The 23,568-nt window shown below is 60.7% G+C and carries 23 protein-coding genes and 1 pseudogene; 10 read left to right on the top strand and 14 right to left on the bottom strand.

From position 1 onward, the window contains the following. Positions 1–4: 4 nt before the first annotated feature. The 4 genes and pseudogenes from AC3WN7_RS22730 to AC3WN7_RS22715 all read left to right on the top strand — a co-directional run. Positions 5–271: pseudogene (locus AC3WN7_RS22730) on the top strand (NTP transferase domain-containing protein); the annotation flags it as partial. A 342-nt stretch (positions 272–613) separates the two neighbouring features. Further along, a complete protein-coding gene (locus tag AC3WN7_RS22725) occupies positions 614–2,092 on the top strand; it encodes an aldehyde dehydrogenase family protein (protein ID WP_256585722.1) in 1,479 nt (492 codons plus the stop codon). A gap of 883 nt (positions 2,093–2,975) precedes the next feature. Next, positions 2,976–3,122, top strand: coding sequence for a hypothetical protein (locus tag AC3WN7_RS22720; RefSeq protein ID WP_173862126.1), 147 nt, complete (start codon positions 2,976–2,978; stop codon positions 3,120–3,122). Positions 3,123–3,310: 188 nt separating this feature from the next. Further along, a complete protein-coding gene (locus AC3WN7_RS22715) occupies positions 3,311–3,436 on the top strand; it encodes a hypothetical protein (RefSeq protein ID WP_256585717.1) in 126 nt (41 codons plus the stop codon). A gap of 150 nt (positions 3,437–3,586) precedes the next feature. Here AC3WN7_RS22715 and AC3WN7_RS22710 read toward each other — a convergent pair whose 3' ends face one another. Next, complete coding sequence (locus AC3WN7_RS22710) at positions 3,587–4,546, bottom strand: HlyD family secretion protein (RefSeq protein WP_095967822.1); 960 nt, start codon at positions 4,544–4,546, stop codon at positions 3,587–3,589. 3 nt (positions 4,547–4,549) lie between these two features. Further along, positions 4,550–4,921, bottom strand: a complete 372-nt coding sequence (locus AC3WN7_RS22705; protein ID WP_095967821.1) for a DUF3302 domain-containing protein — start codon at positions 4,919–4,921, stop codon at positions 4,550–4,552. Positions 4,922–5,072: 151 nt separating this feature from the next. Between AC3WN7_RS22705 and AC3WN7_RS22700 the strand changes: the two genes are divergently transcribed. Continuing rightward, positions 5,073–5,735, top strand: coding sequence for a VIT1/CCC1 transporter family protein (locus AC3WN7_RS22700; RefSeq protein ID WP_095967820.1), 663 nt, complete (start codon positions 5,073–5,075; stop codon positions 5,733–5,735). Positions 5,736–5,812: 77 nt separating this feature from the next. Further along, positions 5,813–6,895: a sterol desaturase family protein gene (locus tag AC3WN7_RS22695; RefSeq protein WP_102675018.1), complete on the top strand. Its 1,083-nt coding sequence runs from the start codon at positions 5,813–5,815 to the stop codon at positions 6,893–6,895. Positions 6,896–7,180: 285 nt separating this feature from the next. Here the strand turns inward: AC3WN7_RS22695 and AC3WN7_RS22690 are convergent, their stop codons facing one another. Further along, positions 7,181–7,396, bottom strand: a complete 216-nt coding sequence (locus tag AC3WN7_RS22690; protein WP_102675019.1) for a DUF2790 domain-containing protein — start codon at positions 7,394–7,396, stop codon at positions 7,181–7,183. A 1,352-nt stretch (positions 7,397–8,748) separates the two neighbouring features. Between AC3WN7_RS22690 and AC3WN7_RS22685 the strand changes: the two genes are divergently transcribed. The 3 genes from AC3WN7_RS22685 to AC3WN7_RS22675 all read left to right on the top strand — a co-directional run bounded on the left by AC3WN7_RS22685 (position 8,749) and on the right by AC3WN7_RS22675 (position 10,891). Continuing rightward, the gene (locus tag AC3WN7_RS22685; RefSeq protein WP_095967817.1) at positions 8,749–8,937 is read left to right on the top strand and encodes a hypothetical protein; all 189 of its coding nucleotides are present in this window, start codon (positions 8,749–8,751) and stop codon (positions 8,935–8,937) included. A 65-nt stretch (positions 8,938–9,002) separates the two neighbouring features. Beyond that, on the top strand, positions 9,003–10,223 hold the full coding sequence (locus AC3WN7_RS22680; RefSeq protein ID WP_102675021.1) for a helix-turn-helix domain-containing protein: 1,221 nt from the start codon (positions 9,003–9,005) through the stop codon (positions 10,221–10,223). A 35-nt stretch (positions 10,224–10,258) separates the two neighbouring features. Further along, positions 10,259–10,891 (top strand): Vgb family protein, encoded by a 633-nt coding sequence (locus AC3WN7_RS22675; protein ID WP_102675022.1) that lies wholly within the window; start codon positions 10,259–10,261, stop codon positions 10,889–10,891. A 121-nt stretch (positions 10,892–11,012) separates the two neighbouring features. On the opposite strand, the gene AC3WN7_RS22670 is transcribed toward AC3WN7_RS22675, so the two are convergent. The 8 genes from AC3WN7_RS22670 to AC3WN7_RS22635 form a co-directional block, all read right to left on the bottom strand. Continuing rightward, positions 11,013–11,414: a GFA family protein gene (locus AC3WN7_RS22670; RefSeq protein WP_102675023.1), complete on the bottom strand. Its 402-nt coding sequence runs from the start codon at positions 11,412–11,414 to the stop codon at positions 11,013–11,015. 528 nt (positions 11,415–11,942) lie between these two features. Further along, positions 11,943–12,803: a CAP domain-containing protein gene (locus AC3WN7_RS22665; protein ID WP_102675025.1), complete on the bottom strand. Its 861-nt coding sequence runs from the start codon at positions 12,801–12,803 to the stop codon at positions 11,943–11,945. Positions 12,804–13,078: 275 nt separating this feature from the next. Continuing rightward, a complete protein-coding gene (locus AC3WN7_RS22660) occupies positions 13,079–13,453 on the bottom strand; it encodes a RidA family protein (protein ID WP_007975227.1) in 375 nt (124 codons plus the stop codon). Between the two features lie 29 nt (positions 13,454–13,482). Next, positions 13,483–14,205 carry a DUF3726 domain-containing protein gene (locus AC3WN7_RS22655; RefSeq protein ID WP_102675026.1) on the bottom strand — a complete coding sequence of 241 codons (723 nt, stop codon included), beginning with the start codon at positions 14,203–14,205 and terminating at the stop codon, positions 13,483–13,485. Position 14,206: 1 nt separating this feature from the next. Then, positions 14,207–15,922 carry a hypothetical protein gene (locus tag AC3WN7_RS22650; protein ID WP_102675027.1) on the bottom strand — a complete coding sequence of 572 codons (1,716 nt, stop codon included), beginning with the start codon at positions 15,920–15,922 and terminating at the stop codon, positions 14,207–14,209. A gap of 23 nt (positions 15,923–15,945) precedes the next feature. Next, positions 15,946–17,499: a BCCT family transporter gene (locus AC3WN7_RS22645; protein WP_102675028.1), complete on the bottom strand. Its 1,554-nt coding sequence runs from the start codon at positions 17,497–17,499 to the stop codon at positions 15,946–15,948. 106 nt (positions 17,500–17,605) lie between these two features. Then, entirely contained in the window at positions 17,606–18,592 is a 987-nt protein-coding gene (locus tag AC3WN7_RS22640; protein ID WP_102675029.1) for a dipeptidase, read from the bottom strand. A gap of 13 nt (positions 18,593–18,605) precedes the next feature. After that, positions 18,606–20,048 (bottom strand): aldehyde dehydrogenase family protein, encoded by a 1,443-nt coding sequence (locus tag AC3WN7_RS22635; protein WP_095967806.1) that lies wholly within the window; start codon positions 20,046–20,048, stop codon positions 18,606–18,608. Positions 20,049–20,139: 91 nt separating this feature from the next. Here AC3WN7_RS22635 and AC3WN7_RS22630 point away from each other — a divergent pair, with 91 nt between their 5' ends. Then, positions 20,140–21,027, top strand: a complete 888-nt coding sequence (locus AC3WN7_RS22630; protein ID WP_102675030.1) for a LysR family transcriptional regulator — start codon at positions 20,140–20,142, stop codon at positions 21,025–21,027. 2 nt (positions 21,028–21,029) lie between these two features. On the opposite strand, the gene AC3WN7_RS22625 is transcribed toward AC3WN7_RS22630, so the two are convergent. The 3 genes from AC3WN7_RS22625 to AC3WN7_RS22615 form a co-directional block, all read right to left on the bottom strand. Then, positions 21,030–21,668: a helix-turn-helix transcriptional regulator gene (locus AC3WN7_RS22625; RefSeq protein ID WP_102675031.1), complete on the bottom strand. Its 639-nt coding sequence runs from the start codon at positions 21,666–21,668 to the stop codon at positions 21,030–21,032. Positions 21,669–21,687: 19 nt separating this feature from the next. Then, positions 21,688–22,317, bottom strand: coding sequence for a hypothetical protein (locus AC3WN7_RS22620; protein ID WP_102675032.1), 630 nt, complete (start codon positions 22,315–22,317; stop codon positions 21,688–21,690). A gap of 288 nt (positions 22,318–22,605) precedes the next feature. Beyond that, entirely contained in the window at positions 22,606–23,394 is a 789-nt protein-coding gene (locus AC3WN7_RS22615; RefSeq protein ID WP_102675033.1) for an alpha/beta hydrolase, read from the bottom strand. Positions 23,395–23,568 lie beyond the last annotated feature (174 nt).

Here is a 23,568-nt window from a genome sequence, read left to right as displayed (position 1 = left end):
GGCGGTGGTGGTGGGCGCGGGCGGCGGGCAGGTGGCTGAGTACCTGCAGCAAGTCGCACCGACGGCACAGGTGTTTACCCAGCACGAACAACGGGGCACGGCCCACGCGGTACTCGCCGCCCGGCCGGCCTTGCAGGTCCAGCAGCAGGGCTATGTGTTGGTGCTGTTTGGCGACTCCCCCCTGATCACCCCGCAGACCTTGAATCGCTTGCGCAGGGCGTTGATGGACGGCGCGGCGGTGGCGGTGGCGGGTTTTCACACCCAGCGGCCGGGCCCCTACGGGCGGCTGCTGGTGGAGCAGGGGCGGTTGCGGGCGATCCGCGAAGCCAGGGATGCGAGCCCGCAGGAGCTGGACATCAACTTCTGCAATGGCGGCGTCATGGGCCTGCGGGCGGATACCTGCCTGTGGTTGCTGGAGCGTATCGGCAACCGCAATGCCCAGGGCGAGTACTACCTCACCGATGCGGTGGCGGTGGCCAACGAGGCGGGGCTGATGGTGACTGCCGTGGAAGTGGAGGAAACCGATGTGCTCGGGGTCAATGACCGCGAGCAATTGCAGGTCGCCGAACAGCTGTACCAGCAGCGTCGGCAGCGCAGGATCAAGGAGTGTGCCATGGGTGACTATCAACGGTTGTACATCGGCGGTGAGTGGGTGACCCCGGTTCAACGCGGTGTTTTCGATACGCTCGATCCGAGTGACGAGTCGGTACTGGCGCGGGTCGCTTCTGCCACGTTCGAGGACGTCGACCGGGCGGTGGCGGCGGCACGTTCGGCGTTTGATGAGGGGGACTGGCCACGCTGGTCCGGCACGCAGCGGGCCGAGGTCCTGCGCCGTATCGCCGAGGGCATCCGCCACCGTCAGGATGAACTGGCCGCCATCGAAGTGCGCGACAACGGCAAGCCATTGCCGGAAGCGTTATGGGACATCGCCGACACCGCCGGTTGCTTCGATTTCTATGCCGGGTTGGCCGAGCAGTCGGATCAACAGGGCGAGCAGTCGATCGATGTGCCGGATGCGCGCTTCACGTCATCGGTGATCAAGGAGCCGGTCGGTGTGGTCGCGGCGATCATCCCGTGGAATTTCCCGATGCTGATGGCTTCGTGGAAGGTGGCCCCGGCGCTGGCGGCAGGTTGCACCGTCGTGCTCAAGCCATCGGAGCTGACCCCGTTGACCGCCCTCGAACTGGCCGGCATCGCCGACAAGGCAGGGTTGCCGGCGGGGGTCCTGAACGTGATCACGGGCCTGGGACGCGAGGCGGGAGCGCCGCTGGCCAAACACCCGTATGTCGACAAAGTCGCCTTCACCGGCAGCGTACCGACCGGGCGCAAGATCATGCAGGCGGCTGCCAACGACATCAAAAACATCAGCCTGGAACTGGGCGGCAAATCACCTTTCGTGATCTTCGCCGACAGCGACATTGAAGCCGCCGTGGAGTGGATTCTGTTCGGGATCTTCTGGAACCAGGGGCAGGTCTGTTCAGCCACTTCGCGGGTGCTGGTGGAGCGCGGATTGTACCCGGCGTTGCTCGAACGCCTGATTGCCGCGACCGAGCAGATTCAGATCGGCCAGGGTTTCGAGGAGGGGGTGAAACTCGGGCCGCTGGTCAGTCAGGGGCAACTGGACAAGGTGCTGGCGGCCATAGCAGCCGGTCAGCAAGAGGGTGCGCGGCTGGTGTCGGGCGGTGGGCGGCCGGGCAATCTGGAAAAGGGTTACTACCTGACGCCGGCGATTTTCGCCGATGTCCCCGAGGACAGCTCGGTATGGCGAGAGGAAATCTTCGGCCCGGTAGTGTGCCTGCGCGTCTTCGACACGGAAGCCGAAGCGATCCGATTGGCCAATGACTCGCCGTTCGGCCTGGCGGCAGCGGTGATGTCCCGGGATATCCCGCGTTGCGAACGGGTCGCTCGCGGATTTCGCGCCGGCATTGTCTGGGTCAACTGCTCGCAGCCGACCTTCGTCGAAGCGCCGTGGGGCGGCTACAAGCAGAGCGGCATCGGTCGCGAACTGGGTGAGTGGGGCTACAACAGCTACCTGGAAACCAAGCAGATCACCCGCTACAACGGCGAACCCTGGGGGTGGTACCTGAAGTGAAGTGAACGCCGGTTGGCAGGTGCCCCGCGGCGCTCTCGGGTTTATCGCGAGCAAGCTCGCTCCTACAGATGGCAATGGCCGCCGGCGAAAACACAAACCCTGTAGGAGCGAGCTCGCTCGCGATGGTCGTCAACGATAACGCGGGTTGGCAGGTACCCCGCGGCGCTCTCGGGTTTATCGCGAGCAAGCTCGCTCCTACAGATGGCATTGGCCGCCGGCGAAAACACAAACCCTGTAGGAGCGAGCTCGCTCGCGATGGTCGTCAACGATAATGCGGGTTGCCGGGTACCCCGCGGTGCTCTCGGGTTTATCGCGAGCAAGCTCGCTCCTACAGATGGTATTGGCCGCCGGCGAAAACACAAACCCTGTGGGAGCGAGCTTGCTCGCGATGGTCGTCAACGATAACGCGGGTTGGCAGGTGCCCCGCGGCGCTCTCGGGTTTATCGCGAGCAAGCTCGCTCCTACAGAAATAGGGCCGCGGATATCCCCACACATGGGTTATTACACCCACCTGACCGGGCCTTTTTCACCAAACTTGCGTCTCGCCTGGCACACCGTCAAACAGCTTGTTCATTAATTCGGACTTTTTCTTGGCCCCGTAGTGATGGCTCATTCGTTGCTTAACCCCTTGGTACCCGCAACAGTTTTCGTCCCATGACGCGAGGGGTGAAAAAATGAAAGCCAGCGACGCCAGCATGCAACGCCATCGCCTTACCGCTCAGGTCAAGCCCGCCCTGCACGATGCTCTTTCCCGGAGCACGTCACGGGCTGACAACGCGCTTGCACCCAACGTGCAGTCATCTTTCAGATCGCCACCGACGGCCAGCCCGGCCAATTGTTCGCGAGAGCTATTACATGTGCGGCGGGAAAGGGAGAACGGGTGATGGCTTCTACGACTAAATCCATTGATCTGATCACGAAAAGATCGACACACCTTTATAAGCAGCTCGCTCAGTTGAGTCTGATGTTTGTTGCGTTGCTGATGATGCTGGCGTTGTCCGGCGTACTGGCGATGGCGTTGACCCTTTGAGCGCGTTGACCTGCCGGCGCCGATGATGGGTCAGGTCGAATGCAAAGGGTGGGCAAGCCTGTGAATTACCCGGCCTATGGAACTGCACACCATTCGGGCGATCGAATCCTTTACGGGTGAGACGCGCATCGTAATGGTTACGCATTCGCATTGAACGCCCCGTATGGCTGTAAAGCCGGGAGGGCTGCATGGGCAACAGCGCGATGTTCAAGTTCTTTGCGGGCTACCTGTTCGTATGCGCACTGCTGGCATGGGCGGTGACCCAGGCCTCTCCCTGGATTGCCTCGCACCTGCTGCTCAACTGGATTCTCTAGCGCCGTAACCCCTCAATGCCACGCCCGATACTTCAAGCACCGCGATCCGCAGCCTGCTCGATCAGTCGTTGCAACTGCGCGACCAGGCCGGTTCGCTGAGCCGGCAACTGACCCAATTCAAGGATTGAGCCCGTTGCCGACGCTGGCGGGTTAGTGGAACGGAAAGATGTAGTTCATCCAGGCAGCCATGCGCAGGAGGATCTTGCGCATCATCGCGATGTGATGGAAATGCTGGCTGTACAACGCCGCCTGGCCGTAGGCACCGCCGGGCATCAGGTCGGCGTACTGGGCATAGTCGGGATCGGTGATTTCAATGATCACCGGTACCCGACCGGCCGGTGGCGAACCGGTGAAACCGATCAGCGTGCCCGACGGTTGGATCTGGCCTTCGGCGATGACCGACACCACGGTTTTGACCTTGCCTTCGAACACCCTCCCGGGAATGCCGTCAAATGCGACTTCGGCCTCATCGCCCTCGGTCAGGCGCAACAGGCTGTTCTGTCGCATCCACGCCGAGAGGTAATGCCCCTCGGCGGGAATGAACACCATCGAAGGGCGCAGCGGCAATTTGGTCGCCATCATGCCCGGACGCAGCGAAACATGGGTGACGAAGCCTTTGCTGGGCGCACGCACCGTGGTGTTGTCGAGTTCGTACTGCGCGTTGTCCAGTTGTGCCTTCAGGTCGTCGGTCCGGGCAACCACCATATCCAGTTCCCGTTGAGTGCTGAAATTACGCTTGATCAACTCGGTGATCCGCACACGATCGGCCTGGGCGGCAATCAGCTGTGCCTTGAGGGATTTGACCCGGTACTCGAAAGGCGCCGGGTCGATGCGAAACAGCACATCGCCTTTTTCCAGAGGCTGGTTGGTCTTGACCGGCACGTCGATCACCTGGCCACTGACCACGGGAATCACCGGAACCGATACGAAATAGGAACGCGCCACCTCGGAGTAGGGGTGGTTGTAGTTCATGGTGAAAATCAGCGCGCCGATAATCACGATCCCGCCCAGCACCGCCGTGGGCACCGTCCATTTGTTCAGGGGGATGCGGAAGATCTTGAAGATGGCAACGCAGAGTGCCGCATACGTCAGTATGAGTAAGAGATCCATGGCTCAAATGCCCTCGCCGAGATTGTCCGTTGGCCGCCTGCTCTGTGGCGTGCCCGTCGCCGCCTCAAGGCGCTCGATCCGGCCTTGCAGTTCGGCGACCTGTTGTTCGAGGTGAACCACATGGCTCTTGGGTGAGTGTCCGTCACTGAAACCCCAGCCCCGGTCCTCTCGATAGGCCATCGCCCAGATCCACAGGAACGGCCAGAGCGCGTGCAGGGTGAACAGGCTGACCCAGCCGGTGGCGTGGATTGCATCCTGGTGAGGGTGGTTGCGGTGGACGGCAATTTCATAGGGGATGTCGTGGAGCAGGATGATCCCGTAGAACAAGACGAGCCCGACAAAAATCAGCAGGCCCAACGCGAAGTAATCAAGCATGAACCACTCCTCTTGAAGCAGATAACGTGTGCGCATGAGTGTAGCCGTTCAATCTACACTTGACGGGGATGCGGATATCCAGCCCGGGCAACCGGTGCCTGGCCGAAGCGTCGACCGGTACCGTGCAGGCAGCCCAGGGGGAGGTGAATTCATGCCAGGCAATGATCAATTCGAGAGGGCGCCTGTACTTGACCCTGTCGAGCGCATTACCGAGGTGATCTTCGGCCTGCTGATGGCCATGACGTTCACCGGCACCATCAGCGTGGCCACGGCAGACCAGGCCGCCGAACGCACGATGATGCTGGCCGCGCTCGGTTGCAATCTCGCCTGGGGACTGGCCGATGCGGTCATGTACCTGTTGCGCGCACTGGTCGAGCGCACGCGCAGGATCAAGCTGTACCTGGCCCTGCGCAATGGCGCGGACGCCGCGGCCGGTCAGGCGTTGATTGCGCAGGTGTTGCCATTGCAATTCGCGACGGCTGCCGGCAGCGAGGGTCTGGAACTGTTGCGCCGACGGCTGCTCGAACAGCCGCCCTTGCCGATCAGGGCCGGCCTCGGCTGGAACGACTTCAGGGGCGCGTTCGGTGTTTTCCTGCTGGTGGTGGGCTCGACCTTTCCGCTGGTGGTGCCGTTCATACTGCTCGACCAGACGGCGCTCGCCATCCGTTTGTCCAACCTGATCGGGCTCGTGGTGCTGTTCATCGCAGGCTGGATGCTCGCCAGATACGCTGGCGCCACGCAGTGGCAGGGAGGGGTGATCATGGCCGCTACGGGAGGTGTATTGATCCTTGCGATCATTGCGCTGGGCGGCTGATAACGGGACATAATTCAGCACACTAAAGACTCATTCTCATTTACAATTGCCCTTCCATTTACGTCGGGCAGTCCGGTATGGATGTTCTTGCCGCAATCCATCTTTATTTATCCCAGTGGGTCATCGAGCCGGTCACCCGGCAGTTCCTGGGCATTTTCGACTTCAACGGCAGACTCGGTCTATCCTTTCTCTGCATGTCTTACAGCGTCGCTTATTGCCTGTTCCGGTACCGCAAATCCCGGGGTTTGACCGACGCGCGCTCCTTCGTTCAGTTCATCGGTGGCAGCCGGGTTTACCTGCACCGCTCGGCGCTGCTCGACTACCGCTATTACTTCGTACTGGCCATCCTCAAGGTTGCCCTGGTGCTGCCCATCGTCGGTCTGGTCGATCCGTACGTGCTGCGCTCGGCGGACTACATCGCCTTCTTCACCGGGCTGTGGGGCGCGCGCACGCAAGTGGAGGAGCACCTGGCGCTGACCCTGCTCTATGGGCTCGGCGTTTTTCTGGTCAAGGACTTCAGCCATTACTGGGGCCATCGCGCGTTTCATTCGCGGTATCTATGGGCCTTCCACAAAGTCCATCATTCGGCGCCCGTGCTGGTGCCGGCGACGGCCAGTCGCGTGCACTTCCTGGAAGAAGTGGTCGAAAAGCTCACGGACATCATCTGTATCGGCGCCTTTGCCGGTGTCTTCTGGTACGCCTGCGGGGGAGAGATCAGCCGCTACACATTGTTTGGCGTGACCTACATGGTGTTCATCTTCAATTGCCTGGCGGCCAACCTGCGTCACAGCCACGTCTGGTTGTCCTTCGGGCCGGTGCTCGAACGGGTGTTGAGCAGCCCGGCGCAACACCAGATTCATCACAGTGACGCACCACGACACTTCAACAAGAACTTCGGCATCAACCTGTCGCTGTGGGACTGGATGTTCGGCACGCTGTACGTCACCCGGTCCACACCCGAGGTCATCGCCTTCGGCACCGGGGAGCAGGATCACGAACGTTACCTGACGATGAAGGGTTTGATCGTCACGCCTTTTGTGGACATCGGCCGCAAACTCCTCTGTGCAAAACGCCCTGAAGCACAGCCTGAAAACGCATCTGATCCGTATTTTTCAGTGCAATCTGCCTCTGTAACGGATACAGCCACCAGCCCACAATAAATCTCCGGTACGGCAGCACTGGGCGCTCGCTGTACCGCCAATTCATAGTGTGGGAGGCCCCATGGCCAAGATGACGATTTTTCTCGGCGGTTTTCTGCTGTTGACCATTCTGATCGGTATGTTGGCGACGATTCCTCCGGCGTGATTACACCCGTTGTTGCTCGACGACGGCCACGCGCGGAACTTCTCAAGCACTCATTCCGGGCGCTCGCCCTTGATCAAAAACTCTCGATGCCGCGAGCTTTTGCTGTCCATGACTTGATATTCAATAGTGCGGCGTTAGCCTCAGGAATCTTCATAGGTCATGCGCGCCGGGACCGGTCCCCATTCGTTGGCGATGTCCGATACTTCGATGACGCGTTTGATATCAAGCCTGGTGCCGTACGTGGAGGTTTCAACCGGAAGTTGGCAGGTGGTGGCAGTCGCGTGACTGTCGTCTGCCAAGGCCTGGGTGCCGGCGCTGGCCAGCGCAAGCAAGAGTGCGATGTTCAACAGTTTCATGATCTTCACCTCGTGGTTAAAGCGTTAGGCGTTTGGCGGGGGCGCAAAAAACGGTCGGCGGGATAGACACTGTTGCCGGATTGCACGGGAATCCGCATTGCATTGCTCGTTATTGGTTGTGAACCCTCCACGGTTTGGACCGGTTCAACAAGAGATGAACAATAATTTTCGCTCTCGGGAATTTACTGTTTTTACTTTTGCACGGCGCTGCACCTGTAGCGACCTCATACTATTATATTTGAAAGTTTTAGTGGCTTGTTGTGTGGTCCTGTAAGGGTGGCCGTTTCATCGTTAGCTTTGTAGGTAATTAACTCGGATTTGCAGAAGTAAAAAATGCGAACATTCTTTTCTTGGGGTAGTAGATGCCATCTTCTCTTTCTGAATAATCGATGGCGAGCATTGCGCTCTTCAGTTTGTCTGGGTTTATATCGGTATGGGTTGTTAGCTCAGAAAGCGATTCGTCATGATAGAATAGCTTGGTGGTCATGACTAAATAGCCTGTTGTTGCGCATGTAGTGCTGTCCAGGCTTGCTTCTATTAGACTTGTTTTTTTCATGACAATAAGAACTAAACCTATCGCTATGTAAGCGAGTACGGTTTTTTAAAATAATGAAAAGATTTTAAGAGGGTCTACTGATAGTTGGTCTCTTAGCTTAAGTCTTTTCAAGGTATCCCTGCTCATGCTCTTCCTCTCACTATCGTATCTTGTTATGGTTTTATTCTGTCGGGCGTGTTCGTGGCGAGCCAGCTATGGCTCCCAATCCTGTTGTATATGAGGAATGAGTCGTCAAGGTTGATAGCCTAGAAAAATCGTCAATTTTGGAGCGGAGTAAATTATAATGGAGATTATAATTGGATTGATGAATGCATGAAGATGTTCGCTTCGAATGTTGCCGCCGAATTTCGAATTTATAAGTAATGCGAAACCCTTTACTGGGAGGCACAAGAATAAAGTCATTGCTAGCGAAATGATTATTAACACGATATTACCTCTGTCCAGAAAGCCAATCTACTTGCAGGTGACGGCTTTGTGTGTCGCCTATACAGGTCAGGCGCTGTACGAAAGAATTTTAAAGTGCATAGATTGTTTGTTAAGTCAGCTTCGTCCTATGCGTGAGGTAAACTTTCTTTTTCTCAAGAGAGATATTTCCTACAGAATTTTTTCTCGATTTAACTTTCCAGGTTGAGCGAACTCCATATTCCCGATTATTTAATCTTTTTTTGACCGTAGCCTGGAAAACTGGAGTTGGTGGTTTTTCAGATTCTCACATGCAAAAAAAACCGCTCACGTGTATCCCAGAAAACCATGCCGGCAGTAGTTTTGGTAGAAACCGGAGACATCCTTTACAGGTATGAAATACGGTCAAGAGGAGCCTGACCATGCCCTGTTCACTCACAACCTGAGTGGCCATGCCTTTAACGCGGTCTACCAGCAAGTCTGCGGCGACAGCGCGTTCCCGTTCATCAACCAGGGTGATGGCGCCACTGTGTACCCGATCACCGACCGTAGGTGCGTGTTCATCGCTGTACGCTCCTGGTGAAAGGTCGTGAATTAGACTAAACCCGGGTATCGAACGGTGGGAGTGACAAGCATGGCGGGATTTCGATGGACTCGATGATCACGGCCGCCGCCCAGGCGCTGGCGGCGGGCAATCCGCTGGGGGCACTGGACCGCGTGGCCTTGCGCGACGATGCGCCGGCGCTGGCCCTGCGCGGCATCGCCATGGCGCAACTGGGCGATCTGGTGCGCGCCCGGGCGCTGGTCAAGCGCGCGCACCGAGCCTTTGCGCCCAGGGAGGTGCTGGCCCGTGCCCGATGCGTGGTGGCCGAGGCCGAAATCGCCCTGGCGTCGCGGGATCTCGGCTGGCCGGTCAAGGCGCTCGAGGCGGCGCGGGTCATTCTTGAACACCACGGTGACCGGGTCAATGCCGCTCATGCGCGGTATCTGCACATCCGCCGTTTGCTGTTGATCGGACAGCTCGATGAGGCGCAGCAGTTGCTGGCCAGTCTCGACCCCGGCCCCTTGCCGCCGGCCTTGCGCGCCACCCATGAACTGGTGCTGGCGGGGATCGCCATTCGCCGCCTGCAATCGAACGCGGCACGGGAGGCGTTGACGCGAGCCGGGCAGGCTGCCGGTCAGTCGGGGATTGCCGCGCTGATCGCTGAAGTCGAACAGGTTGCGTGCCTGCTCGACGCACCCGCGGCACGCCTGATTGCCCGGGGTGAGGAGCGCGCGCTGCTGCTCGATGAAGTCGAAGCCTTGCTCGGTTCAACGGCGTTGGTGGTGGACGCCTGCCGGTACGTTGTGCGGGGTTGCGGCATGTCGGTGTCGCTCGCGACGCGGCCGATCCTGTTCGTGCTCGCCCGCACCCTAGCCGAAGCCTGGCCCGCCGATGTTGCGCGGGAAACGCTGATCGCCCGGGCGTTCCGTCTGAAGCTCTCGGATGAGTCCCATCGTGCCCGGCTTCGCGTGGAAATCGGCCGGCTGCGTAAAGCGCTCAAACCGTTGGCCGGTGTCATCGCGACGCCCCGGGGTTTTGCCCTGCAAACGTCCGTGTGCACGGAGGTGGTGACACTGGCGCAACCGGTCGAGGAAAAATTTGCCGCGGTATTTGCCTGCCTCGCCGATGGCGAGTCGTGGTCGAGTTCCGCCCTGGCCCTGGCGCTGGGTATCAGCCAGCGCACGGTGCAGCGTGCGCTCGATACGCTGGCGGAGCAGGGCAAGGTGCAGTGGTTTGGTCGAGGCCGCGCGCGGCGCTGGATGACGCCGCCCGTGCCGGGATTCGCGACGACCTTGTTACTCCCGGCGCCGCTGCCCGGTGGCTAGGATGAACGCCACCAACCCCCGTTGAGGATTGCCAGATGAAACACGCAACTGCTGAAGTCATTCGTGAATATGGTCCGTTTGCCGAGGTCGATCATGTGTGCGGCGTCACCTGGGACGGCGAAAAGGTCTGGTTCGCCAGCAACAGCAAAATCAACGCCCTGGACCCGGAAAGCGGCAAGCTGCTGGACTCGATCGATGTCGCTGCCCATGCCGGCACCGCGTTCGATGGCAAGCATCTGTTCCAGATCGCCGACGATCGCATCCACAAGATCGACCCCCGCACCGGCCGCGTCCTCTCGACGATTCCGGCCCCCGGCGCCGGCGCTGATTCGGGGCTGACCTGGGCTGAAGGGACGTTGTGGGTGGGCCAGTACCGCGAACGCAAGATCCACCAGATCGACCCCGAGACCGGCAAGATCCTGCGCACCCTCGAATCCAACCGTTTCGTCACCGGCGTGACCTGGGTGCAAGGTTCGCTGTGGCATGGCACCTGGGAGGGCGACGAGAGTGAGTTGCGGCGCATCGACTCGCAAACCGGCGAAGTGCTCGAGAGCCTCAGGATGCCCGAAGGCGTCGGCGTATCGGGACTGGAGTCCGATGGCGGCGAGCGGTTGTTCTGCGGTGGCGGCGAAAGCGGCAAGGTGAGGGTGGTGCGCAGGCCTTCGTGAGGCACGGATCTGTGTACACCCACTTACCCCGTGGGAGCGGGCTTGCTCGCGAAGGCGGTGTATCAGCTAGCATCAATGTCGTCTGACACGCTGCTTTCGCGAGCAAGCCCGCTCCCACCACTCAGTCCGTTTGTGGATGCTGATCGCTGATCTCGTACCAATCCGCTTTCGAACCGACGCAAACATGTTTTTGCTTGCGCGTCCGTAGCGGCGTATCCAGCGAACCGAGGGCAATCGAAACCCACTCGGAAAACGCGCCTGTCGAGTCAGTCCAGAACAGCGAAGATCCGCAACGGGAACAGAACTGCCGCGTGACACCTTTTGACGATTGATACGCCATCAGCGAATCAGTGCCGGTCATGATCGACAGCGACGAGGCGGGCGCGCTCGCGTAGGTCGCAAACGCCGCCCCATGGCTCTTTCGGCATTGGCTGCAATGGCAATGGGTGACGGCTTTCAACTCGGTCGACACGCCATATTTGACCTCGCCGCAAAGGCAGCTGCCCTGGTGAAACTCATCCATGTAAAGTCATCCCTGTATCAATAGTATTTTTCCGTCCTGCCATGTTTTCTGCTGGTCGAAATCGGTCTAAAAGCCCGGTTGGCAATCGTCCCTGTTTTGCTATCCTCAACCTTGTAGGTGAAGACGCAGACTGATGCGCAAAAGGATAGCAAGGAGACGTGGGGCGCGTTCCGAAGGGTACACGGTTAGAAAGATCCCCGCGCTGGGATCCAGCCCTTATGCCGTGTGAAGCAGAAGAGTTCCATTACGGTTTCACGACTCTTTTGTGGGAGGCCTGATAAACCTTGTAAGCCGGAGACCAGCACCGGCCACCTACTTGTACTCACCCACGAAGCCCGCCCAGTGCGGGCTTTTTAATGCCTTGGTTTTTTCACGATGTAGGAGCCAGCTTGCTGGCGATGGTCGTCAACGATTACGCGGGCGCACTGGATAAATGCGGCGCACTGGAGTCCATCGCCAGCAAGCTGGCTCCTACAGTTTCCTGTCGAGAACCTTTTCTATGCCCGCAAAGTGAGTCTGGCCGGCGGATCAAGGCGCGCCGAACAGCATCGTCCAGTAAACACCGTTGTCGCTGCGGGCGTTGGCGGCGTACGCGGCACCGACCTGGGTGAACATCGGGTTCATCAGGTTGGCGCAGTGCCCGGGACTGGCGAGCCAACCGGCCATGGCCTTGCTCGGCGAACCTTGCCCGGCGGCGATGTTTTCGCCGATCTGGCGGCCACGGTAGCCGGCAGCCCTGGCGCGGTCGGCGGGCATGTCACCGTCGCGGTCCTGGTGGGCGAAATAGTTGCCGTAGGCCATGTCCTTGCTGTGATTTTGTGCTGCGGAACCCAAGGCCGCACTCCAGGACAGCGGCCGCGCGGCGGCGAAGCGCTGGCGACCACACAGGCGCGGCCTGGCCCGGGCCGCGTTGACCTGCGCCAGCAACGCCTGGGCGGCGCTGCGAGGATCGGCGGTTTGCCGGTCGAGTACCGGCCGCGCCAGCACCACTTGCCACTCGCTCCCGGCGCGGCTGACGCCGATATCCGCGTATTGGTTGTCCAGCAGTGCGGCGCAGTGCTCGTCCTGGAACATCTCGAAGGCTTCTTCAGCGTCCCGTGCACCCACCACGCGGATAGAACGCACCATGGTGGCCTGATAGCCGGAAGCCTTTAACCGGTCCCGCAACCCACCGCCATAGCCAACAGGCAGGGCCAGGTTCGATTTGAGCGTCAGGGGTGACAAGCGTTGCGCGGGGCGCCGGTCGCAACGTTGCGGATGGGCGCGGTAGTCGTTGATGGCGTCGACCAGTTGCCGTTGCCCATCGGCGTGGGCGGGGCTGGCAAAAACGGGGAGCAGGGAAAACAGGCACAGCGAAGAAAAGCGCAAGGCAACGACGGTTTGGCGCATGAACGGACAACTCGGATGAGATGACGACGAAAGGAGTGGGGGAAAACGCAGGGTATGACTGGTGTCTCGACACAAGGTTCACGGCGCGAGCGAACCTGTTTGTGGCCGGAACCGAATGTCCGACGAAGGGTATTGAAAACCGGCCGGCAACGCGGACCTCTGTAGGAGCGAGCTAGCTCGCGATAGACCCAAACGCAACGCGTTGAATCAGGAAGCCCGCGTTATCGTTAGCTCCCATCGCGAGCAAGCTCGCTCCTGCAGAAGATCGGGCCGGATCAATCCACGCAGGCGTACACCACCAGCTCCACCAGCATTTCTTCCCGTGCCAGGCCCGCCACGACCATGGCCGCGCGGTTTGGGTAGGGCGCCTGGAAGTACTCGGCGTAAACCGCATTCACGGTTGCCAGGTAGCTGCGGTCGGTCACGTAGATCAGCACCTGGGTGACCGCGTCCAGCGAACTGCCGGCGGCTTGCAGGGTGTGGCGCAGGTTGTCCAGGGTCTGCCGGGTCTGCGCTTCGATGCCGCCGCTCACCACTTGGCCCTGGCGGTCGATGGGGATTTGTGCGGTGTACAGCGTGCCGTTGCCGACAACCGCCCATTCCAGTGGCGCGCGCGAGGCAAAGAGGTCGGTCTTGATTGCCTGTTTCATTGATGCTTCCTGATGCGGGTTTGAGGGGTTTACCGGGCGTCGCTGCCTTCGCCGGCTCCACGGCGACGGGATTCTTCGGTGCTTTCCACCAGCACCCGTTCACCCAGTTTCTTCAACTGGGCCCAGACTTCATCATCGACCTGCAGCCCGCCCGCAGGTGTTGGCTGACGGTGTTCAAACGTCGGGGCCGCGTCTTCGGCACTCAGGCGTGGCAGCAGTGCGAAGTGCCGGGAAATCAGCACGTTGATGCTTTGCTCATCGCCCTGCGCCGGTTGCGGCAGGTCATACACGCGCACGGACGGGCCTGTGCTTCCGGCGCTGAAAGTGGCCACCAGTTCCTGCCGGGCATCGCGCCAGTACACACAAAAATTCAGGCCTTGTCCGGCGCAGCGCGCCAGATAGCCAAGCAGCAGAATGCGGTTGTGGCAATGACGGACGCGGATCAGCGCACTGCCACCGCGCAAGGCCTTGGCCACCCCCAGTTCGATGGCCTGGGCGGCGCAGCGCAACACGCTCTGGCCATGGGCATCGAGGGTCAGTTGCGTGGCGTCTTCGTAGCAGGTTTCGATGGGGCGATCGACTTCATCGTGAAGAAAGTCCAGCGCCTTTTTCAGCGCACCGACACCGTCGAGGCCTTGCTGTTGCAGCCTGGCAATCATCTCGGCGGCGTCGTCGCAATCACCGGGTGCAAAACCGATGCCTTCGAAGGCCTTGCGGCAGATCACCTGGATTTCATTGAGCGATACACGCATTTCAGAGTGCTCCGGCAGCGTTGGTCAGTTCAGGCATGACGGCAAAATTCCAGTCGTCGGGGAACGGCTGGCCAATCTCGCTGACCAGCGGTGCCCCCTGAAACAAGGTGATGCGCACCCAGCGGCTGGACTTGGGGTCGAACTTGCCGGCGCCGAAGAACGCCAGCTTGCAGCGCAGCAAGTGGATTGGCAGCATGCTGCGGTCCATCAGGTTGGCGCGGATCTCCCCGAAGGCGCAGCGGGCCATGCCCTGCAGGCGGCAGACGGTGCCTTTGAACTGCGGCAGCGCCAGCAGAAAGTGCGCGGTCAATTGCCGTGGGTGTTGCTCGCGGTAGGCAAGCAAGGCCCGATGACAACGTTGAATGTTGTGCGCGATCCCCAACTGCATTTCTTTCTCGGCGCCTGGCTCCATGGCCCGTTCACCCAGGCGTGGTTCTTCCTTTTCCGCCGAGCGATACCAGAAAAAGTGGTTGGCCTCGGCGCCGCTCAAGTCGTAATCGAGCGCCCAGCGGTACTGGGTCTCGATGAGATCGCACAGCGCATCCAAGGGCATCTCGGCGTTCAGGCGGAACCCCTCGTTGACCGACATCTGCTCGGCCAGCGGATCAACCTGTTCGGGGTACAACTCCAGCAGCAGGCTGACCAGCAGTTCCTGGCAAGCGACGCCGACGCTCACTTCGGCCCAGGCTTGCAGGCACGACCACAAACCCGCGTTGACCGACTGCCCTGCGAACCACTCGGCCAGTTGTTCGAGATCGGCCAGTGTCTGCTGGTCGATGGCGCTTTGCCGTTGGTCCTCGGTACTGGTTTGCTGCAAGTGCCGGCGGGCCCGTAGCAGCAACGCCTGGAAGCGCTGGGCATGAGGCAGGTCAGCTGCTTGCGCCACCACCTTTGCCAGTGCAGTTTCCCTGGCCCACACCCATTGGTTGACCAGTTGCGGGTGATTGATCAGGAACGGCGCCATGCCCAGCCCCGTGGAATTGCCGACCCCAAGGTAACGCTGCAGGGCAGGGGCCAGACCCACTGCCCGTTGCGGGTTGCGCGCCCGGGCCATGTGTTCGATCTGTTCGATGCTGAAATGCCGTAACAGGTACACGGTAAACATCTGGGCGCTGAAGGGTTGCGTGAAGTCCGCCGTACCTTGCAGGCAACTGAAGTCGGCGATGCCGAACTTGCCGTTGCCGTAGACCGCGGTGGTGCGATACAGGTAGCCGACCTCGGCCAGTTGCCGCGGGTCTGGCTGACAACCTTCGGCCAGCGCCTCGAGGAAACGCTCGAAGTTGCGCAGGCTACGGTTGGCCCGCGACAGCACCAGCACTCGCGAATCAAAACGCCCGGCTTCCTGCAACGGCACATTGCGTCGCAGGTCAGTCAATTGCTGCTCATCGACATCGCCAGCGAGCAGGACAAAACTGACATCCCACTGATCGGCGATGACCCGGTCGCTGCGTTTTTCCGGCGGCAGGTACATGGAGAAAATCACGCAGTGATAGTGGGCACTGGCGGTGTCGATGCGGTAGATCGCCGTACCGAAGCCCTCGGTGTCCAGGTCGAAGCAGGTGCGCTGGATGCGCCACTGCTCGTTCATCATCCGCCGCATGCTGCTGCGCACGAAACTCAAGCGGCTTTGAAAGTGGCTGCCCAGCCGATCCAGGTCCATGACCCGGGCGGCGGGCCGCAAGGCCGAAGCGGTGTCTGTGTCGGTGTGCGACATCATTGCGATTCCTGAACTGTTCATCATCAGACTGCCTGTTCGCGAGCCATCTGCCGGGCGATGCGCAGTGCATCCCAGAGCGACGGCAGGATCAGCAGTGAAACCGGTACGGCAGTAATCACGATAAAGGATTGCAGCGCCGTGACCCCGCCCGAACCAATGGTGATCAACACCACGGCGGCCAGGCCCATGCCGATCGCCCAGAAGGCCCTCAGCCATGGTTTCGGCTTGTCATTGCTGGACATCGCCATGGCCACGGTGAACGCCATCGCATCGCCGTTGGTGGCCACCGAGATGAAGCTCAGGAACAGGAACAGCGCCGAGATCAGTCCACCCAGAGGCAAGTTCTGGGTGACGCCCAGCAGCAAGTCTTCGGGCTGCGCGCCGTGGGCGGTGACGATACCCGGCGTCTGCAACTCCATGCCGATGCCAGCGCCGCCGACCACGGTGAACCAGAACATGGTCACCAGCGGGGCGATGATCGACAGGGTCATGATCACTTCGCGGATGGTCCGGCCACGGGAAATCTTCGCCACATACAGGGCGACCATCGGCGCGTAGCCAATGAACCAGCCCCAGTAGAACACCGTCCACCAGTCGAGCCATTTCGGATCGGCGCGGAACAGGGTCATCGGAATGAACTGTTCCAGGTGCAAGGCGAACGCCGTGGGAAAACCGCCGAGAATGAAAGCGGTGGGTCCCAGCAGCACCATGAACACCGCCAGGCCGATCATCAGCCAGACGTTGATTTCACTGACGAAACGGATGCCCTTGAGCCCGACCAGGCAGGACGTGGTGTACATCACCGTGACCAGCACGATGGTGATGGACTGCACCACCAGGTCATTGGGGATGCCCCAGACCGAGTGCAATGCACTGCTGATTTGCAGACCGAGGAAACCGATCGGGCCGATGGTGCCGGCGACGACGGCGATGATCGAGGTGGCGTCCGCCAGGGTGCCGATCGGTCCCTTGAGCGCACGCTCACCGAACAACGGATAGAGCAGGGTACGCGGCGCCAGCGGTAGGCCTTTGTCGTAGTGCAAATGCATCAGCACGATGGCCAGCAGACTGCCCAGCACGGCCCAGGCCAGGAAGCCCCAGTGCACGAACGATTGCGCGAGCGCTGCGTGTGCGGCGGCATCGCTGTGCGGTTGCACCCCGGCGAACAACGGCGGTGGGCTGGCGAAGTGCATCATCGGTTCCGCTGCCGCCCAGAATGCACCGCCCCCGGCGAGCAGGGCGCACATGATCACGGCGATCCAGTTGAAGGTGCTGGAGTCGGGGCGCTGATCAACGCCGCCCAGCCTGACGCGCCCGCACTTGCTGAAGCAGATGATCAGGCTCATGGCAAAGGTCGCCAGCATCAGGATCTGCCAGTAAAAGCCGAAGAACTTCGTCGACCAGGCGAACAGCGTGTTCACCAACAGCGATACGCCATCGATGTCGATCAGTGCCGCGATCAGGAAGGCGCCGAGGAAGCCGCCACTGATTAAGAACAGCGGCCAGTCGATGTCTTTTTTCGGCGGTGCAAGGTCCAGTGGCTGGACGTCGGCTTGCAGGGAGTCGGATGTTTTCATGATGCCTCCAAAATACGCGCCTGGGGCTGTGCATCGCCGGTCGGGGAGATGAACGGGAGGCTATTGTTGTTATTTTTCATGCTGTCCTCACGGTGTCGATCAAGAGTCAGTTTTGCGCCGTCGTAGCGTTTTCCAGCAGGCGCAACCAGTTGAGTCCCATGATGTTGCGTACCTCGTCCTCGGCGAATCCCCGGTCGCGCAGGCCCTGGGCGATGACCGGGAAATCCCGGCTGTCGCGGAACCATTGCAGCGGTGCCGGCCAGTTGGCGTTGTCCTTTGATCCTTCGCCGTAATCCTTGTCTTTGCTCCAGCGCCCGTTGCGCATCCATTCGAGCACCTGCAGGGGTTGTTGCTGGCACAGGTCGGTGCCGATGCCGATGTGTTCGACGCCCATCAATTCCGCGGTGCTGGCGACCATGTCGCAGAACGATTCCAGAGTGCAGCCCGACGCACCCTTGAGGTGGAAGGGGTACGTGCTGAAACCCAGCAGGCCGCCGGACTCAGCGATACCGCGTAATACCGCGTTGGACTTGTTGCGTTTGGCCGCGTGGAAACTCGACGGGTTGGCGTGGGAGACGATCACCGGCCGGCTCGACAGCTCGATGGCTTCCAGGGTGCTGCGCTCGGCGCTGTGGGACATGTCGATCAGCATGCCGACGCGGTTCATCTCGCGGATCACCTGGCGGCCGAAACGGCTGATGCCATTGTCTTCGGCCTCGTAGCAACCGCTGGCCAGCAGGCTCTGGTTGTTGTAGGTGAGCTGCATGATCAGCACGCCGAGCTGGCGGAAAACCTCCACCAGGCTGATGTCGTCTTCAATCGGCGAGCAGTTCTGGAAACCGAAGAAAATCCCGACGCGGCCTTCCTGATGCGCCAGGCGAATGTCCGAAGCCTCGCGTACCGGACGAATCAGCTCGGGCCAGGTTTCGAAGCGGCGGTTCCACTCGCCGATTCTCGACAGGGTTTCCCGGGCGTTCTCGTGGTAGGCGATGGTGGCGTGTACCGCGCTCAGGCCACCTTCCTGCATCTGGCGAAAGATCGCTTCGCTCCAGTGGGAATATTGCAGGCCGTCGATCATCAATAAGTCGTGCATGCCGATCTCCCGTTCAAGGTCGCACGTAGGTGGTCTTGACCACGGTGTAAAACTCGCGGGCGTATTGCCCTTGCTCGCGTGGCCCGAAGCTGGAGGCTTTGCGGCCGCCGAACGGCACGTGGTAGTCGGTGCCGGCGGTGGGCAGGTTGACCATGACGCAACCGGTGCGGGCCCGGCGCTTGAAGTCGCTGGCATAACGCAGTGACTGGGTGATGATCCCGGCGGTGAGGCCGTATTCGGTGTCGTTCAACACGGCGAGGGCTTCTTCGTAATCGCTGACCCGGATCACACAGGCAATCGGCCCGAAGACTTCCTCGCGGTTGATGCGCATGTTGTTGTGACTGTTGATGAACAGGGCAGGGCGCATGTAGTGCCCGGCCGGTTGCAGGTTGAGCAATTGGCCGCCCTCGACCAGGGTCGCGCCTTCGTCTTCGGCCAGTTGCAGGTAATGGAGGTTCTGTTCTAGTTGTCGGGCTTCAGCCACCGGGCCGATCTGCGTGCCTTGTTGCAGGGCATGACCGACCTTCAGTTGACGCATGCGCGCCACCAGCGCTTCGACGAAACGGTCATGGATGCCGTCGCAGACGATCAATCGCGAAGAGGCCGTGCACTTTTGCCCGGTGCCGAAGAAGGCGCCGTTCAACGCGCATTCCACGGCGATGTCGAGGTCGGCGTCATCGAGCACCACCAAGGCGTTCTTGCTGCCCATTTCCAGTTGGCAACGCACCAGATTACTGGCGGTGGCGACCGCGACGCGGCGACCGGTCTGCAGGGAACCGGTGAAGGTCAACGCGTCGATGTCGGCGGACTGGATCAGGCTTTCGCCGACCACGGCGCCACTGCCCATGACCAGGTTGAAGGTGCCGGCGGGCAAGGCCTGGCGGCTGATGATTTCAGTCAGGGCCCAGGCGCTGGCCGGCACCAGGTTGGCCGGTTTGAACACCACGGCGTTGCCGAAGGCCAGGGCCGGAGCAATTTTCCATGCGGCGGTGGCCATGGGGAAATTCCATGGCGTGATGATGCCGACCACGCCTACCGGTTCACGTTGGACTTCGATCTCGATGCCGGGGCGTACCGAAGCGGCTGTCTCACCCATCTGGCGCAGCACTTCAGCGGCGTAGTAATGGAAGAACTGCGCGGAGCGATTGACCTCGCCGATGCCCTCGGCCAGCGGCTTGCCTTCTTCCCGGGAGAGCAGTTCGCCGAGTTCTTCCTTGCGCGCCATCAACTCGTTGCCGATAGCCATCAACACCTGCTGGCGCTGTTCCAGGCCGCTGGCGGCCCATTGCGGCTGGGCGTCGCGCGCGGCGGCGATGGCATCCAGCGTCTGTTCGCTGCTGGCCTGATGGTAATGGCCAATGAGGTCTTGTACATCCGAAGGGCTGTGGTTGGCGATGACGCCTTGGCCTTCGCACCAGTTACCGCCGATGTAGTTTTTGCAGGGTTGCAGTGCCATGGGAACCTCCGATTGCGTTGGCCCCATCTTGAGAGTATTACTCTGCAAATAAAAATTAATAATAAATATGAAATGATAAGGAAAACTAACCGTGTTACCCGAGCTGAAGATCACCCAACTGCGCTATTTCGTCCTGGTTGCCCAGCTGAAAAGCTTTCACGGCGCGGCAAGGCAGGCCTATCGCACGCAACCGGCGCTGTCCCTGGCCGTACGTGAACTGGAGCAGAAGCTCGGCCAGCCATTATTCGAAAAGGGCGGTAAAACCGAACTGACGCCATTCGGCGAGCACTGCTTGCCGCTGTTCCAGGATTTGCTCGCGCATCACGACCGCATCGCCCGCGAAGTCAGCTTGCTGGCGCGGCATGAAATCGGTCAGGTGAGCATCGCTACGGTGCCTTCGGTGGCCAGTCGGTTGTTGCCGCATCTGCTCGCACGGTTTGTCAGCGAGCACCCGAAAATGCAGATCAGCATGCAGGATGGCAACGCCGACAGTGTCCAGCAGTTGTTGGTCCAGGGGCAGGTGGACTTTGCGATCAGCAGCGTGTGGACTGCGGACGAAAACATTGAGTTCGTGCCGATCCTGAGTGATCGGGTGGGAGTGGTCTGCCGCCACGATCATCCATTGGTGGCGAACGGCGAGGCCTTGCATTGGTCGAGCCTGCAAGCCTACCCGCTGGTGCGCAATGGCACCTCGCGCTTGCTCGCAGGCACGGACGCGGCGGGGTTGCTGGACAGCAGTCTGCTGTTCGTCTCCAACATGATTTCGCTGATCGCGATGCTGGAAGAGGGCATCGGTATCACGACGCTGCCGTCCCTGGCGTTCCCGCAGGGCAATGAGAAACTGGCGTTCCTGCCGCTTTCTGAACCACGGGTGGAACGCCAGATCGGCATCCTGTGCCGTAAGGGGCACAGCCTGTCGCCGGCGGCAGCCGAGTTGATGGGGTTTCTCAAAGCGAACATGCAGATGGTCGATCTTTAGGGTCAGTCTCCGAGTGGCGGCTCCGGGCTTTCTGTCGGTCGCAGCCTGAAGCGACAGACATGCCCGCCACGCACCATGCACTCGCTGTGCTCGACTTCACCGCCGCCCAGCGCGCCGATCAAGGCCAGGTCCAGTTCGCAGACCACCGGGTGCTCGGCGGCCAGGCGATGGAACACGCAGTTATGCGCGACGATTTCCGGCGTGCCGCCTGAGCGAAAAAACACCTCGGCTTCGTAGCCCGCCTGGTTCATGTGCTGGACGATCCTGGTTTCGTCGACGACCTGCTGCTCACGGTCCAGCGCCAGTTTGCGGCCCATGCTGCGCATCAGCGAGGCCAGGGCTTCGGGGCCAATAATCGCGGCAACTTCATTGATCAGGACGCTGGCCAGTAGCTGATAGTGGCGAGGGAATTGCTCCCGTGCGTGGTCGGTGAGCCGGTACAGCTGCTCCGGACGACGCCCCGTCGGGCGGGTGTCGCCGCGCAGCACCAGGCCGTCACGCTCCAGCGCCGCCAGGTGTTGGCGGATCGCGGTGCGCGTAACGGCCAGGTGTTCAGCCAACTCGTCAATGCTCATGCCGCCGGCATGGTGCAGCAGCGCATTGAGCAGGTCTTGCTGTGTTCGGCCCAGTCCTTCCAGCATGGGATACCCTCGCGCGATATCAGAACTTGTCCGGGAATTGCTTGACCAGCGCACCGGTCAACGCATCGGCCAGGGCCAGGATGTGCGTGCGCATCATCGCCCAGGTGCGGGCTTCGCCGGCGTAATCATGTGCCGCGAATTCATCGATCTGGGTGATGTGGTGACCGCCATGGGCTGACAACATCGTCACCAGTGTCGCCTCAGGCAGGTTGGGGTTCGCCGTGGCCAGGAACGCCGCAATCGCCTTGGCATTGCTGGTCAGTTCGGTGACGGCGGCCTGTTTGCCCTTGGTGTCCTTGGCCACCGTGGCATCGCTGTAGTGTTTCACCGCGCCCCAATGGCCGGCAAGCAGCTTGAGCAATTGATCCGCCGCCGGTTGGCCGTAGAGCGGGGCGATGCTGTTGGCGATTTTCGTGGCGTTGTCGACCACCTGATCGGCCGCGACTTTGGCTTGTTTCTGGTCGGCGGATTGATTGGCCAGTGCGTAGTTTCTGATCCAGAAAATGTGCTCGACCCAAAGGTCACGCTCGGCCAGGCGCGTGGTCAGCGCGGGGCTGTCGGCAGCGGCGGGTGAGGCAGCAGGCGTCTGGCTCCAGACCGGTTGCGCACAGAAAGCCAGCAGGAGCAAAGCCAGGGTTTTGATATTCATGACGGCACCCTCTGTGAGTGGGAACGTTCGACAATATCAATATAGGAATAAAAATATGTTTTTATTGGCCGGAGGCAGAATCTCGGACCAATGGTCACGACTGAAGGGCTTTCTGTGGTGAGGGGGCTTGCCCCCGCTGGCCTGCGCAGCAGGCCCTGCTTTTCAGATGAAGAGCTGGGGTCGCTTCGCAACCCAGCGGGAGCAAGCTCCCTCGCCACAGATCACAGATCACAGATCACAGATCACAGATCACAGATCACAGATCACAGGTATGTTCCACCTTGCTTGCTACAATCCATCCCCCAGCGCCTTCATGTATTCAGGGCTTTCGCTGATCGAGTTATGCCCCGTCCCCGGTATCACCTGCAGTGACGCCACGCCTTTGGCGAAGTGCGTGTACAACTGCTCGGTGCTCGAACGCGCAATCACTTCATCATGTTCGGCGGCAATCAGGCGAGTCGGCACCGTGATGCGGGCGGCGTACTGCCAGGACGGGTATTTGTCCTTCAGCAACCAGCGCACCGGAAACCAGCGGAACTGACGAGCGGCCAGTCCCTCAAGGCTGTTGTAGGGCGTGATCAGCACCAGGCGCGCCGCCGGGCGCTGGCTGGCAAGGCGCACGGCGACACCCGAGCCCAGGCTGCGTCCGACCACCGCCACATGCGAGTGGCTGGCATACACCTGGTCGAACAAGGTCAAGGCGTCGCGGGCGATGGCCTCTTCGGAAGGCGAGCCGGAACTGCCGCCAAAGCCTCGGTAATGCAGCAGATACAGCGCGTAATCAGGGAACGCCTGAGTGAACCCGGGTAAGTTGCGCGAGACGTCTTCGGCGTTGCCGCCAAAGTAGATCAGCGCATTCGGGCCTTCGTGAGGCCGGATGGACACCAGCACCCGTGCGTCGGCGACCGGCAGGGTGAGCAGCGTCCCGGCAGCGCCGATGGCGCGCGGTTGCGGGTAATAGATCAGCGCCCGCTGAAACACGAACAACGCCAAGCACAGCGTCAGGTACAACACAGCGACGATGACGACGAGTAACACCAGGGTGCGCGACATTCGACTAACGTTAGTGGGCGGCATTGATGGCTCGGGGTTGGAAAGTGGCTGACGCCGCAGGGCCTTGTGAGTGTAGTCAATCGACCCTGGGCGCGGGTTATCCGCCGTGTTGGTGCAACAGGCCGAACCCGAACGACTGGTGAGAAACGTTTTATGAGCCATCCTGAGGGTTACACCCGTAGAGCAATACTCACGCTG

The organism is Pseudomonas sp. FW305-70 (assembly GCF_058783925.1).
Note: the sequence above shows the minus strand (reverse complement) of the source record. Positions and strands in the feature narration are given on the sequence as shown.

Excerpts from the sequence above, each read along its gene's own strand:
- AC3WN7_RS22685 (WP_095967817.1), top strand. The coding sequence starts at position 8,749 with ATGAAATACGGTCAAGAGGAGCCTGACCATGCCCTGTTCACTCACAAC.
- AC3WN7_RS22650 (WP_102675027.1), bottom strand. The coding sequence starts at position 15,922 with ATGATGTCGCACACCGACACAGACACCGCTTCGGCCTTGCGGCCCGCC.
- AC3WN7_RS22625 (WP_102675031.1), bottom strand. The coding sequence starts at position 21,668 with ATGCTGGAAGGACTGGGCCGAACACAGCAAGACCTGCTCAATGCGCTG.
- AC3WN7_RS22710 (WP_095967822.1), bottom strand. The coding sequence starts at position 4,546 with ATGGATCTCTTACTCATACTGACGTATGCGGCACTCTGCGTTGCCATC.
- AC3WN7_RS22645 (WP_102675028.1), bottom strand. The coding sequence starts at position 17,499 with ATGAAAACATCCGACTCCCTGCAAGCCGACGTCCAGCCACTGGACCTT.
- AC3WN7_RS22705 (WP_095967821.1), bottom strand. The coding sequence starts at position 4,921 with ATGCTTGATTACTTCGCGTTGGGCCTGCTGATTTTTGTCGGGCTCGTC.
- AC3WN7_RS22690 (WP_102675019.1), bottom strand. The coding sequence starts at position 7,396 with ATGAAACTGTTGAACATCGCACTCTTGCTTGCGCTGGCCAGCGCCGGC.
- AC3WN7_RS22715 (WP_256585717.1), top strand. The coding sequence starts at position 3,311 with ATGGGCAACAGCGCGATGTTCAAGTTCTTTGCGGGCTACCTGTTCGTA.
- AC3WN7_RS22720 (WP_173862126.1), top strand. The coding sequence starts at position 2,976 with ATGGCTTCTACGACTAAATCCATTGATCTGATCACGAAAAGATCGACA.
- AC3WN7_RS22640 (WP_102675029.1), bottom strand. The coding sequence starts at position 18,592 with ATGCACGACTTATTGATGATCGACGGCCTGCAATATTCCCACTGGAGC.
- AC3WN7_RS22660 (WP_007975227.1), bottom strand. The coding sequence starts at position 13,453 with ATGAAACAGGCAATCAAGACCGACCTCTTTGCCTCGCGCGCGCCACTG.
- AC3WN7_RS22670 (WP_102675023.1), bottom strand. The coding sequence starts at position 11,414 with ATGGATGAGTTTCACCAGGGCAGCTGCCTTTGCGGCGAGGTCAAATAT.
- AC3WN7_RS22665 (WP_102675025.1), bottom strand. The coding sequence starts at position 12,803 with ATGCGCCAAACCGTCGTTGCCTTGCGCTTTTCTTCGCTGTGCCTGTTT.
- AC3WN7_RS22680 (WP_102675021.1), top strand. The coding sequence starts at position 9,003 with ATGGACTCGATGATCACGGCCGCCGCCCAGGCGCTGGCGGCGGGCAAT.
- AC3WN7_RS22620 (WP_102675032.1), bottom strand. The coding sequence starts at position 22,317 with ATGAATATCAAAACCCTGGCTTTGCTCCTGCTGGCTTTCTGTGCGCAA.
- AC3WN7_RS22700 (WP_095967820.1), top strand. The coding sequence starts at position 5,073 with ATGCCAGGCAATGATCAATTCGAGAGGGCGCCTGTACTTGACCCTGTC.
- AC3WN7_RS22635 (WP_095967806.1), bottom strand. The coding sequence starts at position 20,048 with ATGGCACTGCAACCCTGCAAAAACTACATCGGCGGTAACTGGTGCGAA.
- AC3WN7_RS22615 (WP_102675033.1), bottom strand. The coding sequence starts at position 23,394 with ATGCCGCCCACTAACGTTAGTCGAATGTCGCGCACCCTGGTGTTACTC.
- AC3WN7_RS22695 (WP_102675018.1), top strand. The coding sequence starts at position 5,813 with ATGGATGTTCTTGCCGCAATCCATCTTTATTTATCCCAGTGGGTCATC.
- AC3WN7_RS22655 (WP_102675026.1), bottom strand. The coding sequence starts at position 14,205 with ATGCGTGTATCGCTCAATGAAATCCAGGTGATCTGCCGCAAGGCCTTC.
- AC3WN7_RS22725 (WP_256585722.1), top strand. The coding sequence starts at position 614 with ATGGGTGACTATCAACGGTTGTACATCGGCGGTGAGTGGGTGACCCCG.
- AC3WN7_RS22675 (WP_102675022.1), top strand. The coding sequence starts at position 10,259 with ATGAAACACGCAACTGCTGAAGTCATTCGTGAATATGGTCCGTTTGCC.